This window comes from Paramagnetospirillum magnetotacticum MS-1 (assembly GCF_000829825.1).
Lineage (GTDB): Bacteria > Pseudomonadota > Alphaproteobacteria > Rhodospirillales > Magnetospirillaceae > Phaeospirillum > Phaeospirillum magnetotacticum.
In genome coordinates, this window is record NZ_JXSL01000020.1 from 261,665 (window position 1) to 274,045 (window position 12,381).

The window sequence follows — 12,381 nt, forward strand, 5'->3', positions numbered from 1 at the left end:
AGTAAGAAACGATGGCTAAGGCTAAATTTGAGCGCAACAAGCCTCACTGCAATATCGGCACCATCGGTCACGTTGACCATGGCAAGACCTCGCTGACCGCGGCGATCACCAAGATCCTGGCCGAGACCGGCGGCGCCACCTTCACCGCCTACGACCAGATCGACAAGGCGCCGGAAGAGAAGGCCCGTGGCATCACCATCTCGACCGCTCACGTCGAGTACGAGACCACCAACCGCCACTACGCCCATGTGGACTGCCCCGGCCACGCCGACTATGTGAAGAACATGATCACCGGCGCGGCGCAGATGGACGGCGCCATCCTGGTCGTGTCGGCCGCCGACGGCCCCATGCCCCAGACCCGCGAGCACATCCTGCTGGCCCGTCAGGTGGGCGTGCCCGCCCTGGTGGTGTTCATGAACAAGTGCGACATGGTCGATGATCCCGAGCTGCTGGATCTGGTCGAGCTGGAAGTGCGCGAGCTGCTGAGCTCGTATGACTTCCCCGGCGACGACATTCCGATCGTGCGCGGCTCGGCCCTGTGCGCCCTGGAAGACAAGCAGCCGGAAATCGGCCGCGAGGCGATCCTGTCGCTGATGGCCGAAGTGGACAAGTACATCCCGCAGCCGGAGCGTCCCAAGGACAAGCCGTTCCTGATGCCCATCGAAGACGTGTTCTCCATCTCGGGCCGCGGCACCGTGGTGACCGGCCGTGTCGAGCGTGGCGTCGTGAAGGTGGGCGAGGAAGTCGAGATCGTCGGCATCAAGGCGACCGTCAAGACCACCTGCACCGGCGTGGAAATGTTCCGCAAGCTGCTCGATCAGGGTGAGGCTGGCGACAATATCGGCGCCCTGCTGCGCGGCACCAAGCGCGAGGACGTGGAGCGCGGTCAGGTTCTGGCGGCTCCGGGCTCCATCACGCCCCACACCGACTTCGAGGCCGAAGCCTACATCCTGAACAAGGAAGAAGGCGGCCGTCATACCCCGTTCTTCACCAACTACCGTCCGCAGTTCTACTTCCGCACCACCGACGTGACCGGTGTGGTTGCTCTGCCGGAAGGCACCGAGATGGTGATGCCGGGCGACAACGTGAAGATGATCGTGACCCTGATCGCCCCCATCGCCATGGACCAGGGCCTGCGCTTCGCCATCCGCGAAGGCGGCCGTACCGTCGGCGCCGGCGTGGTGGCCAAGATCATCAAGTAGTCTTTCGAGACCACTTGCTTAAAACGAGACGCCCCCGAAGGGAAACCTCCGGGGGCGTTTTCGTTTGAGGAGGGCTATTGTGGGCTGCCGCCCACGCCCGCTTGGGGCCAGGGGCCCCAAACCCCAGATGATAGCCCTTCAATATAGGCCAGAATTAGTGAGCGGGTGACTTTAATGGCCCGGATACGGTCATCCCCACTTATCCAGACAGGCTTGCCGTGACGGCTATCGTTGGAAATTTCTCTAAGAAAGTCCATGTCGCTATCCCTAACGCCGAGCTTCTCCTTAAGCATCAATATGGCCTTCTTCTTATCGCATTCGTTCAAATGCCTGATGTCTTGAAGAATAGATTCAAACGCCCTATAGCACAGGAAGCCTGTGTCAGCAGGACGACGCATCGCGTTGATAAGATCGGCAATGGCGTGCCTAACAAAAGCATTGGCGCCAGAGAGGTGGGCAATCTTTGCCAAGTCTGGAATTGCCTGTGTTGTCAGAGCAGCAGGCATGTCAATGCCAAAAGTAATGCCATTTCCACTGTTAATGTCAATTGCGGATGTAATCTCTACGGCATGAGCCATCGCTGTAACCATGCCGGTGATTTCAACAACATGATTTGCTGCGTCAGAAACAATATTTCGTACTGTGTGTATGTCGGAAAAGCAGCAATCTGACGCTACCAATATTGACACCTTGTTTGCGAATATATTTACTGTTAAATCGATTGTGATGCCGATGTCTGAATTGGCAACGGTGAGGTTAATTGGTCTGTCATAAGAGAATGCAGCGCGCTCCGGATGGACCGTTCCACTAAAGACCCAGTTTTCCGCCTTTCTGTGCGTGCTAGTATTCACCTCCCCCAATTCTCCACCCGCAACCCGTCCACCCGTCGGAACTCGCCTTCGTTGGCGGTGACCAGGGTGACGCCCAGTGCCAAGGCATGAGCGGCGATCCACAGGTCGTTGCCGCCGATGGGGCGCCCCTCTTGCTCCAGAGCAGTTCTTATCTCGCCGTAGACCGAACTGGTGGGGTCCTCCAAGGGCAGAACCTCGATGGTATCCAGCAATGCCGCCACCAGCGCTGCGAGCCGCGCGGAGCCCTTGCGGATGGCCCCAAATCGCAGTTCACCGGCGCAGATAATGCTGGTGCAGACGTGATCCTCGCCGACCTCGGCAAGACGGTGTGCCGCAGGCCCCTGGGGATGCCTCAACATATCGGACAGAATGTTGGTGTCCAGAAGGTAGCGCATTCACAGATCCGCAGGTTCGGGCGGCGGATCGTCGATCTCGGGAAAATCCTCTTCCAAAGGCTCGAGCGTTGCCAGCAATGTCAGCAATGACCGCTTTCGCATTGGCTCCAGGATCAACCGGTCGCCCTCCTTGCGCAGGACGGCGTCCTCGCCCGGCAGTTCGAATTCGCGCGGGATGCGGACGGCCTGGTTGCGGCCGTTGCGGAACAGGCGGACATGGCGTTCATGGTTCATGGGCAACTCCTAGCCTATGCCGCAGCATAGGCCGATTTCCGGCCCGCCTCAATAACCGTGAGGCAAGCGGAAGAGTCCTGTTGCCAAGCCCTATGACTCTCTGTATAAGGCTGCCTTCGGCTTCGGCCTCATTCCGTAAGAGCGGCTTTGCCACTGGCTTAGCGGCTGACTGCGGGAGGCTCTTTGAATTGACTGTTTTCACCGATCGGCGCCCCGACGGGGCGCCGATCCGATTTGACGGATGACTTGAATATGGAAAGCCAAAACATCCGCATCCGCCTCAAGGCGTTTGATCACCGCGTGCTGGACCAGTCCACCCGCGAGATCGTCAACACCGCCAAGAGGACCGGGGCGCAGGTGCGCGGTCCGATCCCGCTGCCCAGCCGGATCGAGAAGTTCACCGTGAACCGTAGCCCGCACATCGACAAGAAGTCGCGCGAGCAGTTCGAGATTCGGACTCACAAGCGTCTTCTGGACATCGTCGATCCGACTCCGCAGACCGTGGACGCGCTGATGAAGCTCGACCTGGCTGCTGGCGTCGACGTCGAGATTAAGCTCTAAGGAACCTAACAATGCGCTCTGGTCTCATCGCCCAGAAGGTCGGCATGACGAGGATCTTCACCGAGGACGGCACCCATGTGCCCGTCACCGTGCTGAAGGTCGACACCTGTCAGGTGGTCTCGACCCGCTCTGTGGAAAAGGACGGCTACGTTGCCGTTCAGCTTGGTGCCGGTACCGCCAAGGTGAAGAATGTGAGCAAGCCTGCTCGCGCCAACTTCGCCAAGGCCAAGGTCGAGCCCAAGAAGAAGCTGGTGGAATTCCGCGTTGCCCCCGAGAACCTTCTCGAGGTCGGCACCGAACTCTCCGCCGCCCATTTCATCCCCGGTCAGTACGTGGACGTGACCGGCACCACCATCGGCAAGGGCTTTGCCGGCGGTATGAAGCGCTGGAACTTCCGTGGCCTCGAAGCCACGCACGGCGTTTCGGTGTCGCACCGCTCTCACGGCTCCACCGGCCAGCGCCAGGACCCCGGCAAGGTGTTCAAAGGCAAGAAGATGGCCGGTCACATGGGCGATGAGCAGGTGACCACTCAGAACCTCACCGTGGTGTCCACCGACGCCGATCGCGGCCTGATCCTGGTTAAGGGTTCGGTTCCCGGTCACGAGGGGTCTTGGGTGCTCGTCCGCGACGCGGTGAAGCGCAAGCTGCCTGATGGCGTGCCGTTCCCGGCCGGCGTCAAGGCCGCGGCCTCGGCCGAGTAAAGGATCAAGGCGATGAAGACGAATGTAATCAGCCTGGACAACCAGACCGTCGGCGAGATCGAACTGGCCGACGAGATCTTCGGTCTGCCGGTCCGCGGGGACATCCTGTTCCGCGCCGTCAACTGGCAGCTGGCCAAGCGCCAGTCGGGCAACCACAAGACCAAGACCATCAGCGAAATCTCCGGCACCACCAAGAAGCCCTTCGCTCAGAAGGGTGGCGGTCGTGCCCGTCAGGGTTCGCTGCGCTCCGCTCAGTTCCGCGGCGGCTCGACCATTTTCGGCCCCGTCGTGCGCTCTCACGCTCACGACCTGCCCAAGAAGGTCCGCAAGCTGGCTCTGAAGACCGCTCTGTCGGCCAAGGTGGCCGATGGCAAGCTGATCGTGGTGGACAACGCCACGGCCGGATCGCCCAAGACCAAGGACCTGGCCGCCCGTCTCGGCAAGCTGGGCCTGAGCTCGGTGTTGTTCATCGACGGCGCCGCCGTGGACGGCAACTTCGCTCTGGCCAGCCGCAACATTCCTTACGTGGATGTGCTGCCGCAGCAGGGTGCCAACGTCTATGACATCCTGCGTCGCGAAACCCTGGTTCTGACCAAGGACGCGGTCGCCGCCCTGGAGGCTCGCCTGAAATGAGCAAGCTCGTCATCAGCAAGGAGCGGATGTACGACGTCGTCCGCGCCCCCGTGATCACCGAAAAGGCGACCATGGGCTCCGAGTTCCGCCAGGTCACCTTCAAGGTGCCGCTGGATGCGACCAAGCCGGAGATCAAGGCCGCTGTCGAGGGGATTTTCGGGGTGAAGGTCACCGCCGTGAACACCCTGATCGCCAAGGGCAAGGTCAAGCGCTTCCGCGGCCGTCCCGGCGTGCGTTCCGACGTCAAGAAGGCGATCGTTACGCTGGCCGAGGGCCACTCCATCGACGTGACCACGGGAGTCTGACACCATGGCACTGAAGACATTCAAGCCCACGACTCCGGGCCGTCGCCAGCTCGTCCTGGTCGATCGTTCGGAACTCTGGAAGGGTAAGCCCGAGAAGAGCCTGACCGAAGGTCTGCGCTCCAAGGGCGGCCGCAACAACACCGGTCGGGTGACCGTCCGGTGGCGTGGCGGCGGGCACAAGCGCCGTTACCGCATCATCGACTTCAAGCGCAACAAGTTCGACGTGGCCGCCACGGTCGAGCGCCTGGAGTACGATCCCAATCGTACCGCTTTCATCGCCCTGGTGTCCTACACCGACGGTGAGAAGGCCTACATCATCGCCCCTCAGCGTCTGGCCGTCGGTGACCAGGTGATCGCCTCCGAGAAGGCGGACATCAAGCCCGGCAACGCCATGCCGCTGAAGAACATCCCCGTCGGCACCATCGTGCACAACGTGGAGCTCAAGGTGGGCAAGGGTGGCCAGCTGGCCCGTTCGGCCGGCACCTATGTTCAGCTGGTGGGTAAGGATCAGGGCTATGCCCAGCTCCGTCTCGCCTCTGGCGAACTGCGCATGGTGCGCGGCGAGTGCATGGCCACCATCGGTGCCGTGTCCAACCCGGACCAGCAGAACGTCTCCCTGGGCAAGGCCGGTCGCGCCGTGTGGATGGGCCGTCGCCCCTCCGTCCGCGGTGTGGCCATGAACCCGATCGACCACCCGCATGGCGGCGGCGAAGGCCGTACCTCGGGCGGCCGTCATCCGGTCACCCCCTGGGGCAAGCCCACCAAGGGCAAGAAGACTCGCAGCAACAAGAAGACGGACCGGCTCATCATGCGCCGCCGTCAGACTCAGTAGGAGGGGCTGAAAAATGGCTCGTTCCGTTTGGAAAGGCCCCTTCCTCGACGGCTACATGCTGGGAAAGGCCGACAAGGCCCGCGCCAGCGGCCGCAACGAGGTCATCAAGATCTGGTCGCGTCGTTCGACCATCCTGCCGCAGTTCGTTGGGCTGACCTTTGGCGTCTACAATGGCCAGAAGTTCATTCCCGTGCTGGTGACCGAGAACATGATCGGCCACAAGTTCGGTGAATTCTCGCCCACCCGCACGTTCTACGGCCACGCGGTCGACAAGAAGGCGAAGAGGAAGTAAGCCATGGGCAAGAAACCCGCAGACAGGGTCCTGTCGGAGACCGAGGCCAAGGCTTTCCTGGCCACCATCCGCACCAGCCCGCGCAAGCTCAACCTGGTTGCCGAAAGCATCCGTGGTCTCAAGGCCGACGTGGCGCTCAACGCGCTGACCTTCTCCAAGCGGCGTATCGCCGTCGTGGTGCGGTCGGTGCTGCAGTCCGCCATCGCCAATGCCGAGAACAACCACCAGCTGGACGTGGATCGCCTCTATGTGGCCGAAGCCTTCGTGGGCAAGGCCATGGTGATGAAGCGTTGGAAGGCGCGCGCCCGTGGCCGCGTCGGCCGCATCGAAAAGCCGTTCAGCAATCTGACCGTCATCGTGCGCGAACGCGCCGAAGCGGCGGGGGAGTAAGCAGATGGGTCAGAAAGTCAATCCGATCGGCCTGCGCGTCGGTATCAACCGCACCTGGGACTCCCGGTGGTTCGCGGATGAGAACTACGCCAAGCTGCTGCACCAGGACCTGAAGCTGCGCAAGTATCTGCGCGACAAGCTGGCCCAGGCCGGTGTGTCGCGTGTGGTCATCGAGCGTCCCGCCAAGAAGGCCCGCATCACCATCCATACCGCCCGTCCGGGCGTGGTGATCGGCAAGAAGGGCGCGGATATCGAGGTGCTGCGCAAGGAGCTCTCGAAGATGACCGGTGGTGAGGTTCACCTCAACATCGTCGAGATCCGCAAGCCGGAACTGGATGCCCAGCTGGTGGCCGAGTCCATCGCCCAGCAGCTCGAGCGCCGTGTCGCCTTCCGTCGCGCCATGAAGCGCGCCGTGCAGTCGGCCATGCGTCTGGGCGCCCAGGGCATTCGTATCAACTGCTCCGGCCGTCTGGGTGGCGCTGAAATCGCCCGCATGGAGTGGTACCGCGAAGGCCGCGTTCCGCTGCACACGCTGCGCGCTGACGTTGATTATGGCGTGGGCACCGCCCACACCACCTACGGCAGCTGCGGCGTCAAGGTTTGGGTGTTCAAGGGCGAGATCCTCGCTCATGACCCCATGGCCCAGGACAAGCGGGCTGCGGGCGAAACCGCCCCGGCTGGCCGTTGATCGAGAAGGGTTTGAGAGATGCTTTCGCCCAAGCGCACTAAATACCGCAAGGCTCATAAGGGCCGGATCAAGGGAGTGACCAAGGGTGGCTCCGCCTTGAATTTCGGTGCCTATGGCCTCAAGGCTCTGGAGCCCGAGCGGATCACCGCCCGCCAGATCGAGGCCGCCCGTCGTGCCCTGACCCGTCACATGAAGCGTCAAGGCCGCGTGTGGATCCGCATTTTCCCGGATCTGCCGGTTTCGTCCAAGCCTGCCGAAGTCCGCATGGGCTCCGGTAAGGGTGCTCCGGAATTCTGGACCGCCCGCGTGGCCCCCGGTCGCATCCTCTTCGAAGTGGATGGCGTCGCCGAGGAAATCGCCCGTCACGGTTTTGCCCTGGCCGCTGCCAAGATGCCGATCAAGACCAAGTTCATTTCTCGGATCGGGGATATCTAGCCATGGCGACCAAGGCTGCCGATCTGCGCCAGAAGAGTGTTGACCAGCTGAAAGAGCAGGTCATCGCGCTCAAGAAGGAGCAGTTCAATCTTCGCTTCCAGCGGGCTTCCGGCCAGTTGGAGAATACCGCCCGGGTGCGTGCTGTGCGTCGCGAGATCGCGACCATCAAGACGCTGCTCGGCGAACGCGCCAAAAGCGCGTCCTAAGGAGGCCCATTCAAATGCCGAAGCGCATTCTTCAGGGCGTCGTGGTGAGCGACAAGATGGAAAAGACCGTGGTGGTCAGCGTCGAACGGCGCGTGATGCACCCGATCTACAAGAAGTTCATCCGTCGTTCCAAGAAGTACCACGCCCACGACGAGAACAACGTCTTCAAGACCGGCGAGACCATCCGCATCCGCGAATGCGCGCCGATCTCCAAGACCAAGTGCTGGGAAGTGATTGTCGAGCCGCAGGCTTGACGGTCGCGAACTGGGAATAAGGAAGAGACATCATGATCCAGATGCAAACCAACCTGGACGTCGCCGATAATTCGGGTGCCCGCCGGGTGCAGTGCATCAAGGTGTTGGGCGGCTCGCATCGCACCATCGCCACGGTGGGCGACGTCATCGTCGTTTCCATCAAGGAGGCGATTGCACGCGGCCGTGTGAAGAAGGGTGACGTGCATCGCGCCGTCATCGTCCGCACCGCCAAGGAAATCCGTCGCGCCGACGGTTCCGCGATCCGGTTCGACACCAATGCAGCCGTCCTGATCAACAAGCAGGGCGAGCCGATCGGCACCCGTATTTTTGGGCCCGTCACTCGTGAGCTTCGCGGTAAGAAGTTCATGAAGATCATCTCTCTGGCTCCGGAGGTCCTCTAATCATGGCTTCCATGAATGTGAAGAAGGGTGACCGGGTTGTCGTCCTCGCCGGCAAGGACAAGGGCAAGAAGGGCGAAGTCATCGCCTCCATGCCGTCCGAGCAGCGCGTCATCGTCCAGGGCGTGAACCTGGTCAAGCGTCACACCCGCGCCTCTGCCACCACTCAGGGCGGCATCGTGGAGAAGGAGGCGTCCATTCACGTCTCCAACGTCGCCCACGAAGACCCCAAGGATGGCAAGGCGACCCGCATCGGTCACAAGATCCTCGAAGACGGTCGGAAGGTGCGCGTTGCGCGTCGTTCCGGCGAAGTCATCGACCGGTAAGCCGAAGGAACAGACAGATGGCACGTCTGCGTAAGCACTACGATACGGTCGTCAAGCCCGCCCTGCAGAAGGAGTTCAACTACGCGAACCCCATGCAGGTGCCGAAGCTGGAAAAGATCGTGATCAACATGGGCGTCGGTGAAGCCGCCCAGGATTCCAAGAAGATCGAGTCGGCCCTCGCCGAAATGACCCTGATCTCCGGTCAGAAGCCGGTCAGCACCAAGGCCAAGATGTCCATCGCCCAGTTCAAGCTGCGCGAAGGTCAGGTCGTGGGCTGCAAGGTCACCCTGCGGGCCGAGCGGATGTACGAATTCCTCGACCGCCTGATCAACATCGCCTTGCCCCGCGTCCGTGATTTCCGCGGCGTCCCGAGCAAGAGCTTCGATGGCCGCGGCAATTACTCGCTGGGCCTGAAAGAGCAGATCGTCTTCCCCGAAATCGACTACGACAAGGTCGAGACCATCCGGGGCATGGACATCATCTTCGTCACCACGGCCAAGTCCAATGAGGAAGCCAAGGCGCTCCTCAAGGGCTTCGACATGCCGTTCGTGGCCTGATTGGAGATTTAGGCAATGGCTAAGATCAGCTCGGTCGAGCGCAACAAGAAGCGTGAGCGTATGGCGGCCCAGTTCGCCGCCCGCCGCGCCAAGTTGAAGGCGATCGCCAACAACCGTGAAGCCAGCCCGGAGGAGCGCTTCGAAGCCTCCCTCAAGCTGGCGGAGCTGCCCCGCAACTCGTCCAAGATCCGCGTGCGTCTGCGCTGCGAGGTCACGGGCCGTTCGCGCGGTAACTATCGCAAGTTCAAGCTGTGCCGGAATAAGCTTCGCGAGCTCGCCTCGCAGGGCCAGATTCCCGGCATGGTCAAGTCCAGCTGGTAAGGGAGGACGATTCATGTCCATGACCGATCCTCTCGGCGATCTGCTGACCCGTATTCGCAACGGGCAGCGGGCCAACAAGTCCACCGTTGTCTCGCCGGCGTCCAGCCTGCGCGCCAACGTCCTCGAGGTGCTGAAGCGTGAAGGCTACATCCGCGGTTATTCGCGGAGTGAGCTGCGTCCGGGCGTTGCCCAGCTCAGCATCGAACTGAAATATCACGAGGGTCAGCCGGTTATCCGGGAAATCTCGCGCGTGTCCACTCCTGGCCGCCGCGTGTATTCCAAGATTGCCGACCTTCGCCGCGTCGCCAACGGGCTGGGGATCACCATCCTCTCCACCCCGCGCGGCGTGATGTCCGACACTGAGGCTCGTACTCAGAATGTCGGCGGCGAAGTCCTCTGCGAAGTGTTCTAACGGAGGGCCGCAACATGTCGCGAGTCGGCAAATATCCCGTCTCGGTGCCGTCGGGCGTTACCGTTCAGATCACCGGACCCGAAGTCACCGTCAAGGGCAAGCTTGGTGAATCCAAGCTCACTCTCAGGGACAACGTCGAGGTCACCCTCGACGGCAACCTGATCTGGGTGAAGCCCAAGAACGAAACCAAGCATGCCCGCATGATGTGGGGCACCACCCGTGCCCATCTGAACAACATGGTCAAGGGTGTGTCCGAGGGTTTCACCGTCAACCTCGAGATCAACGGCGTCGGTTACCGTGCCGCGGTCGAAGGGAAGTCGCTGAAGCTGCAACTCGGCTATTCGCACGACATCGAATATCCCATTCCGGCCGATGTCACCATGAAGTGCGAGAAGCCGACCGCCATCTCGATTTCCGGCCGCGACAAGCGTCAGGTCGGCCAGATCGCGGCGGAAATCCGCGCCTTCCGTGGTCCCGAGCCCTACAAGGGCAAGGGTATCAAGTATGAAACCGAGACTATCCTCCGCAAGGAAGGTAAGAAGAAGTAAGGGGCTCCGCCATGATGACGCCGAAGAATCTTTTCGAGCGCCGCAAGCGGCGCGCCCGTCAGAGCATCAAGGAAAAGGGCAACGGCCGTGTCCGTCTGTCTGTCTTCCGCTCTGGCAAGAATATCTATGTCCAGGTGATCGACGACCTCAAGGGCGTCACCCTGGCCGCTGCCTCGACGCTCGACAAGGAGCTGAAGGGCAATTTGAAGACCGGCGCCGACAAGGCGGCTGCGGCCGCCGTCGGCAAGCTGATCGCCGAGCGGGCCAAGGCGGCCGGCATCACCGAGGTGGTGTTCGACCGCGGCGGCTACATCTACCACGGTCGGGTCAAGGCCCTGGCCGATGCGGCCCGCGAAGGCGGCCTGTCTTTCTGAGGATGATGAGCAATGGCACGTACTCCCTCTTCTGATCGTCCCGAGCGGGGCCGCGGCGGCGAACGCGGCGACCGGCCGAACCGCGGTCGCGGCGGCGCCGAGCAGACCCCGCGCGAGCGTGAGGAATCTGAATTCGTCGACAAGCTGGTTCACATCAACCGCGTCGCCAAGGTGGTGAAGGGTGGCCGTCGCTTCGCCTTCGCCGCCCTGGTCGTGGTCGGTGACGCCAAGGGCCGCGTTGGCTGCGGTTCGGGCAAGGCCCGCGAAGTTCCGGAAGCCATCCGCAAGGCCACCGAACAGGCCAAGCGCAACATGATCAAGATCGCTCTGCGCGAGGGTCGCACCCTGCATCATGACGCCTACGGTCACTTCGGTGCCGGCCGCGTCATCCTGCGGGCCGCCCCGGCAGGTACCGGCATCATCGCCGGTGGCCCGATGCGCGCCGTGTTCGAGACCATGGGTGTCCAGGACGTCGTGGCCAAGTGCCTCGGCACCTCCAATCCCCACAACATGATCAAGGCGACTTTCGACGCCCTGATCAACCTGGCTTCTCCCCGCCATGTTGCCGCCAAGCGCGGCAAGAAGGTGGGCGAGATCATTGGTCGTCGCGACGGTGCTGCCGCCGCGGCTGCCGCCGGCGTTTGATCGGGAGGGCATTGAACATGGCCGCCAAGAAGAAGACCGCCGCCAAGTCGACCGTCAAGGTCACTCAGATCGGCAGCCCCATCGGCCGTCCGGCCGACCAGGGTGCCACTCTGATCGGCCTGGGCCTTGGCAAGATGCACCGCACCCGCGAGCTGGAGGATACTCCGGCCGTGCGTGGCATGATCACCAAGGTCCGTCATCTGGTCCGCGTGGAAGAATAGAACATCCGGGGGCCGGGGCTTCTAGGAGCTCCGGTCGACCGTGACGAGGACGAAAAGAAATGAAGCTCAACGAACTTCGCGACAACGAGGGCGCGCGCTACCAGTCGAAGCGTCTCGGCCGTGGCATCGGCTCCGGCAAGGGCAAGACTTCGGGCAAGGGCGTGAAGGGTCAGACCTCGCGTTCCGGCGTGGCGATCAACGGCTTCGAAGGCGGTCAGATGCCCATCTACCGTCGTCTGCCCAAGCGCGGGTTTCACAACCCCAACGCCAAGCACTTCGCCGTGATCAATCTCGGTCGCCTGCAGAAGGCCATCGACGAGAAGCGCATCGACGCCAAGAAGCCCATCACCGCCGAGATCCTGTCGGCTGCCGGTCTGATCGGCAAGGTGCTGGACGGCGTCCGCCTTCTGGGCCATGGCGAGATCAAGGCCAAGGTGTCCATCGAGGTGACCGGTGCCTCGGCCGCGGCGATCGCCGCCGTCGAAAAGGCTGGCGGCTCGGTGACCGTGGCTGCGCCCAAGGCCGTCGCCGAGGGCTGAGGTGTTGCGGAGCCTTCGGGCTCCTGCCAACGCTTCAAGCGTCGAATCCCAGACCCGGGTC

At 62.3% G+C, this 12,381-nt stretch carries 25 protein-coding genes; 22 read left to right on the forward strand and 3 right to left on the reverse strand.

All coding sequences use genetic code 11. The annotated features are described in order from the left end of the window. The first annotated feature begins 11 nt into the window (after positions 1 to 11). Positions 12 to 1,202 carry an elongation factor Tu gene (gene tuf / locus CCC_RS03625; protein WP_009868569.1) on the forward strand — a complete coding sequence of 397 codons (1,191 nt, stop codon included), beginning with the start codon at positions 12 to 14 and terminating at the stop codon, positions 1,200 to 1,202. Between the two features lie 74 nt (positions 1,203 to 1,276). Here the strand turns inward: tuf and CCC_RS22055 are convergent, their stop codons facing one another. From CCC_RS22055 to CCC_RS03640, 3 genes are read right to left on the reverse strand one after another with little or no spacing between them, the layout of a single operon-like run. After that, on the reverse strand, positions 1,277 to 2,053 hold the full coding sequence (locus CCC_RS22055) for a hypothetical protein (RefSeq protein ID WP_152619682.1): 777 nt from the start codon (positions 2,051 to 2,053) through the stop codon (positions 1,277 to 1,279). Then, a complete protein-coding gene (locus CCC_RS03635; RefSeq protein ID WP_009868568.1) occupies positions 2,050 to 2,448 on the reverse strand; it encodes a type II toxin-antitoxin system VapC family toxin in 399 nt (132 codons plus the stop codon). The genes CCC_RS22055 and CCC_RS03635 overlap by 4 nt, the downstream gene beginning before the upstream one ends. Further along, the gene (locus CCC_RS03640) at positions 2,449 to 2,682 is read right to left on the reverse strand and encodes an antitoxin (RefSeq protein ID WP_009868567.1); all 234 of its coding nucleotides are present in this window, start codon (positions 2,680 to 2,682) and stop codon (positions 2,449 to 2,451) included. A 252-nt stretch (positions 2,683 to 2,934) separates the two neighbouring features. Here CCC_RS03640 and rpsJ point away from each other — a divergent pair, with 252 nt between their 5' ends. The 21 genes from rpsJ to rplO are packed head-to-tail and all read left to right on the forward strand — an operon-like array spanning position 2,935 to position 12,320. After that, positions 2,935 to 3,243, forward strand: coding sequence for a 30S ribosomal protein S10 (gene rpsJ / locus CCC_RS03645; RefSeq protein WP_002725423.1), 309 nt, complete (start codon positions 2,935 to 2,937; stop codon positions 3,241 to 3,243). A gap of 11 nt (positions 3,244 to 3,254) precedes the next feature. Continuing rightward, positions 3,255 to 3,944, forward strand: coding sequence for a 50S ribosomal protein L3 (gene rplC / locus CCC_RS03650; RefSeq protein WP_009868566.1), 690 nt, complete (start codon positions 3,255 to 3,257; stop codon positions 3,942 to 3,944). Positions 3,945 to 3,956: 12 nt separating this feature from the next. Further along, positions 3,957 to 4,577 (forward strand): 50S ribosomal protein L4, encoded by a 621-nt coding sequence (gene rplD / locus CCC_RS03655; protein WP_009868565.1) that lies wholly within the window; start codon positions 3,957 to 3,959, stop codon positions 4,575 to 4,577. Beyond that, positions 4,574 to 4,882, forward strand: coding sequence for a 50S ribosomal protein L23 (locus CCC_RS03660; protein ID WP_009868564.1), 309 nt, complete (start codon positions 4,574 to 4,576; stop codon positions 4,880 to 4,882). The genes rplD and CCC_RS03660 overlap by 4 nt, the downstream gene beginning before the upstream one ends. Before the next feature lie 4 nt (positions 4,883 to 4,886). After that, on the forward strand, positions 4,887 to 5,714 hold the full coding sequence (rplB, locus tag CCC_RS03665) for a 50S ribosomal protein L2 (protein WP_009868563.1): 828 nt from the start codon (positions 4,887 to 4,889) through the stop codon (positions 5,712 to 5,714). A 13-nt stretch (positions 5,715 to 5,727) separates the two neighbouring features. After that, a complete protein-coding gene (rpsS, locus tag CCC_RS03670) occupies positions 5,728 to 6,006 on the forward strand; it encodes a 30S ribosomal protein S19 (RefSeq protein WP_008615453.1) in 279 nt (92 codons plus the stop codon). 3 nt (positions 6,007 to 6,009) lie between these two features. Then, on the forward strand, positions 6,010 to 6,396 hold the full coding sequence (gene rplV, locus CCC_RS03675) for a 50S ribosomal protein L22 (RefSeq protein WP_009868561.1): 387 nt from the start codon (positions 6,010 to 6,012) through the stop codon (positions 6,394 to 6,396). Between the two features lie 4 nt (positions 6,397 to 6,400). After that, a complete protein-coding gene (gene rpsC / locus CCC_RS03680; protein WP_009868560.1) occupies positions 6,401 to 7,084 on the forward strand; it encodes a 30S ribosomal protein S3 in 684 nt (227 codons plus the stop codon). Between the two features lie 18 nt (positions 7,085 to 7,102). Continuing rightward, positions 7,103 to 7,519: a 50S ribosomal protein L16 gene (gene rplP / locus CCC_RS03685; protein WP_041039823.1), complete on the forward strand. Its 417-nt coding sequence runs from the start codon at positions 7,103 to 7,105 to the stop codon at positions 7,517 to 7,519. 2 nt (positions 7,520 to 7,521) lie between these two features. Further along, positions 7,522 to 7,725 carry a 50S ribosomal protein L29 gene (gene rpmC, locus CCC_RS03690; protein ID WP_008615442.1) on the forward strand — a complete coding sequence of 68 codons (204 nt, stop codon included), beginning with the start codon at positions 7,522 to 7,524 and terminating at the stop codon, positions 7,723 to 7,725. Between the two features lie 14 nt (positions 7,726 to 7,739). Next, positions 7,740 to 7,979, forward strand: coding sequence for a 30S ribosomal protein S17 (gene rpsQ, locus CCC_RS03695; RefSeq protein WP_009868558.1), 240 nt, complete (start codon positions 7,740 to 7,742; stop codon positions 7,977 to 7,979). Between the two features lie 32 nt (positions 7,980 to 8,011). Then, positions 8,012 to 8,380: a 50S ribosomal protein L14 gene (rplN, locus tag CCC_RS03700; protein ID WP_009868557.1), complete on the forward strand. Its 369-nt coding sequence runs from the start codon at positions 8,012 to 8,014 to the stop codon at positions 8,378 to 8,380. A gap of 2 nt (positions 8,381 to 8,382) precedes the next feature. Then, positions 8,383 to 8,703, forward strand: a complete 321-nt coding sequence (rplX, locus tag CCC_RS03705; RefSeq protein WP_041039824.1) for a 50S ribosomal protein L24 — start codon at positions 8,383 to 8,385, stop codon at positions 8,701 to 8,703. Between the two features lie 17 nt (positions 8,704 to 8,720). Beyond that, positions 8,721 to 9,260 (forward strand): 50S ribosomal protein L5, encoded by a 540-nt coding sequence (gene rplE, locus CCC_RS03710; protein ID WP_009868555.1) that lies wholly within the window; start codon positions 8,721 to 8,723, stop codon positions 9,258 to 9,260. A 15-nt stretch (positions 9,261 to 9,275) separates the two neighbouring features. Next, a complete protein-coding gene (gene rpsN / locus CCC_RS03715; protein ID WP_009868554.1) occupies positions 9,276 to 9,581 on the forward strand; it encodes a 30S ribosomal protein S14 in 306 nt (101 codons plus the stop codon). Between the two features lie 13 nt (positions 9,582 to 9,594). Then, the gene (gene rpsH / locus CCC_RS03720; protein WP_009868553.1) at positions 9,595 to 9,993 is read left to right on the forward strand and encodes a 30S ribosomal protein S8; all 399 of its coding nucleotides are present in this window, start codon (positions 9,595 to 9,597) and stop codon (positions 9,991 to 9,993) included. Between the two features lie 14 nt (positions 9,994 to 10,007). Further along, the gene (rplF, locus tag CCC_RS03725; RefSeq protein WP_009868552.1) at positions 10,008 to 10,541 is read left to right on the forward strand and encodes a 50S ribosomal protein L6; all 534 of its coding nucleotides are present in this window, start codon (positions 10,008 to 10,010) and stop codon (positions 10,539 to 10,541) included. An 11-nt stretch (positions 10,542 to 10,552) separates the two neighbouring features. After that, entirely contained in the window at positions 10,553 to 10,915 is a 363-nt protein-coding gene (gene rplR, locus CCC_RS03730) for a 50S ribosomal protein L18 (protein WP_009868551.1), read from the forward strand. 12 nt (positions 10,916 to 10,927) lie between these two features. Continuing rightward, a complete protein-coding gene (gene rpsE / locus CCC_RS03735; RefSeq protein ID WP_009868550.1) occupies positions 10,928 to 11,560 on the forward strand; it encodes a 30S ribosomal protein S5 in 633 nt (210 codons plus the stop codon). 17 nt (positions 11,561 to 11,577) lie between these two features. Continuing rightward, positions 11,578 to 11,781, forward strand: coding sequence for a 50S ribosomal protein L30 (gene rpmD, locus CCC_RS03740; protein ID WP_009868549.1), 204 nt, complete (start codon positions 11,578 to 11,580; stop codon positions 11,779 to 11,781). 59 nt (positions 11,782 to 11,840) lie between these two features. Then, positions 11,841 to 12,320, forward strand: coding sequence for a 50S ribosomal protein L15 (gene rplO / locus CCC_RS03745; protein WP_009868548.1), 480 nt, complete (start codon positions 11,841 to 11,843; stop codon positions 12,318 to 12,320). Positions 12,321 to 12,381: the final 61 nt, after the last annotated feature.

Coding starts and splice junctions, on each gene's coding strand:
- rplE (WP_009868555.1), top strand. CDS start 8,721: ATGGCACGTCTGCGTAAGCACTACGATACGGTCGTCAAGCCCGCCCTG.
- rpsC (WP_009868560.1), top strand. CDS start 6,401: ATGGGTCAGAAAGTCAATCCGATCGGCCTGCGCGTCGGTATCAACCGC.
- rplB (WP_009868563.1), top strand. CDS start 4,887: ATGGCACTGAAGACATTCAAGCCCACGACTCCGGGCCGTCGCCAGCTC.
- CCC_RS03640 (WP_009868567.1), bottom strand. CDS start 2,682: ATGAACCATGAACGCCATGTCCGCCTGTTCCGCAACGGCCGCAACCAG.
- rpsN (WP_009868554.1), top strand. CDS start 9,276: ATGGCTAAGATCAGCTCGGTCGAGCGCAACAAGAAGCGTGAGCGTATG.
- CCC_RS03660 (WP_009868564.1), top strand. CDS start 4,574: ATGAGCAAGCTCGTCATCAGCAAGGAGCGGATGTACGACGTCGTCCGC.
- rplC (WP_009868566.1), top strand. CDS start 3,255: ATGCGCTCTGGTCTCATCGCCCAGAAGGTCGGCATGACGAGGATCTTC.
- rpmC (WP_008615442.1), top strand. CDS start 7,522: ATGGCGACCAAGGCTGCCGATCTGCGCCAGAAGAGTGTTGACCAGCTG.
- rplN (WP_009868557.1), top strand. CDS start 8,012: ATGATCCAGATGCAAACCAACCTGGACGTCGCCGATAATTCGGGTGCC.
- rplO (WP_009868548.1), top strand. CDS start 11,841: ATGAAGCTCAACGAACTTCGCGACAACGAGGGCGCGCGCTACCAGTCG.
- rplP (WP_041039823.1), top strand. CDS start 7,103: ATGCTTTCGCCCAAGCGCACTAAATACCGCAAGGCTCATAAGGGCCGG.
- rpsJ (WP_002725423.1), top strand. CDS start 2,935: ATGGAAAGCCAAAACATCCGCATCCGCCTCAAGGCGTTTGATCACCGC.
- rpmD (WP_009868549.1), top strand. CDS start 11,578: ATGGCCGCCAAGAAGAAGACCGCCGCCAAGTCGACCGTCAAGGTCACT.
- rplV (WP_009868561.1), top strand. CDS start 6,010: ATGGGCAAGAAACCCGCAGACAGGGTCCTGTCGGAGACCGAGGCCAAG.
- rpsE (WP_009868550.1), top strand. CDS start 10,928: ATGGCACGTACTCCCTCTTCTGATCGTCCCGAGCGGGGCCGCGGCGGC.
- CCC_RS03635 (WP_009868568.1), bottom strand. CDS start 2,448: ATGCGCTACCTTCTGGACACCAACATTCTGTCCGATATGTTGAGGCAT.
- rplD (WP_009868565.1), top strand. CDS start 3,957: ATGAAGACGAATGTAATCAGCCTGGACAACCAGACCGTCGGCGAGATC.
- rpsQ (WP_009868558.1), top strand. CDS start 7,740: ATGCCGAAGCGCATTCTTCAGGGCGTCGTGGTGAGCGACAAGATGGAA.
- rplR (WP_009868551.1), top strand. CDS start 10,553: ATGATGACGCCGAAGAATCTTTTCGAGCGCCGCAAGCGGCGCGCCCGT.
- tuf (WP_009868569.1), top strand. CDS start 12: ATGGCTAAGGCTAAATTTGAGCGCAACAAGCCTCACTGCAATATCGGC.
- rpsH (WP_009868553.1), top strand. CDS start 9,595: ATGTCCATGACCGATCCTCTCGGCGATCTGCTGACCCGTATTCGCAAC.
- rplX (WP_041039824.1), top strand. CDS start 8,383: ATGGCTTCCATGAATGTGAAGAAGGGTGACCGGGTTGTCGTCCTCGCC.
- rpsS (WP_008615453.1), top strand. CDS start 5,728: ATGGCTCGTTCCGTTTGGAAAGGCCCCTTCCTCGACGGCTACATGCTG.
- rplF (WP_009868552.1), top strand. CDS start 10,008: ATGTCGCGAGTCGGCAAATATCCCGTCTCGGTGCCGTCGGGCGTTACC.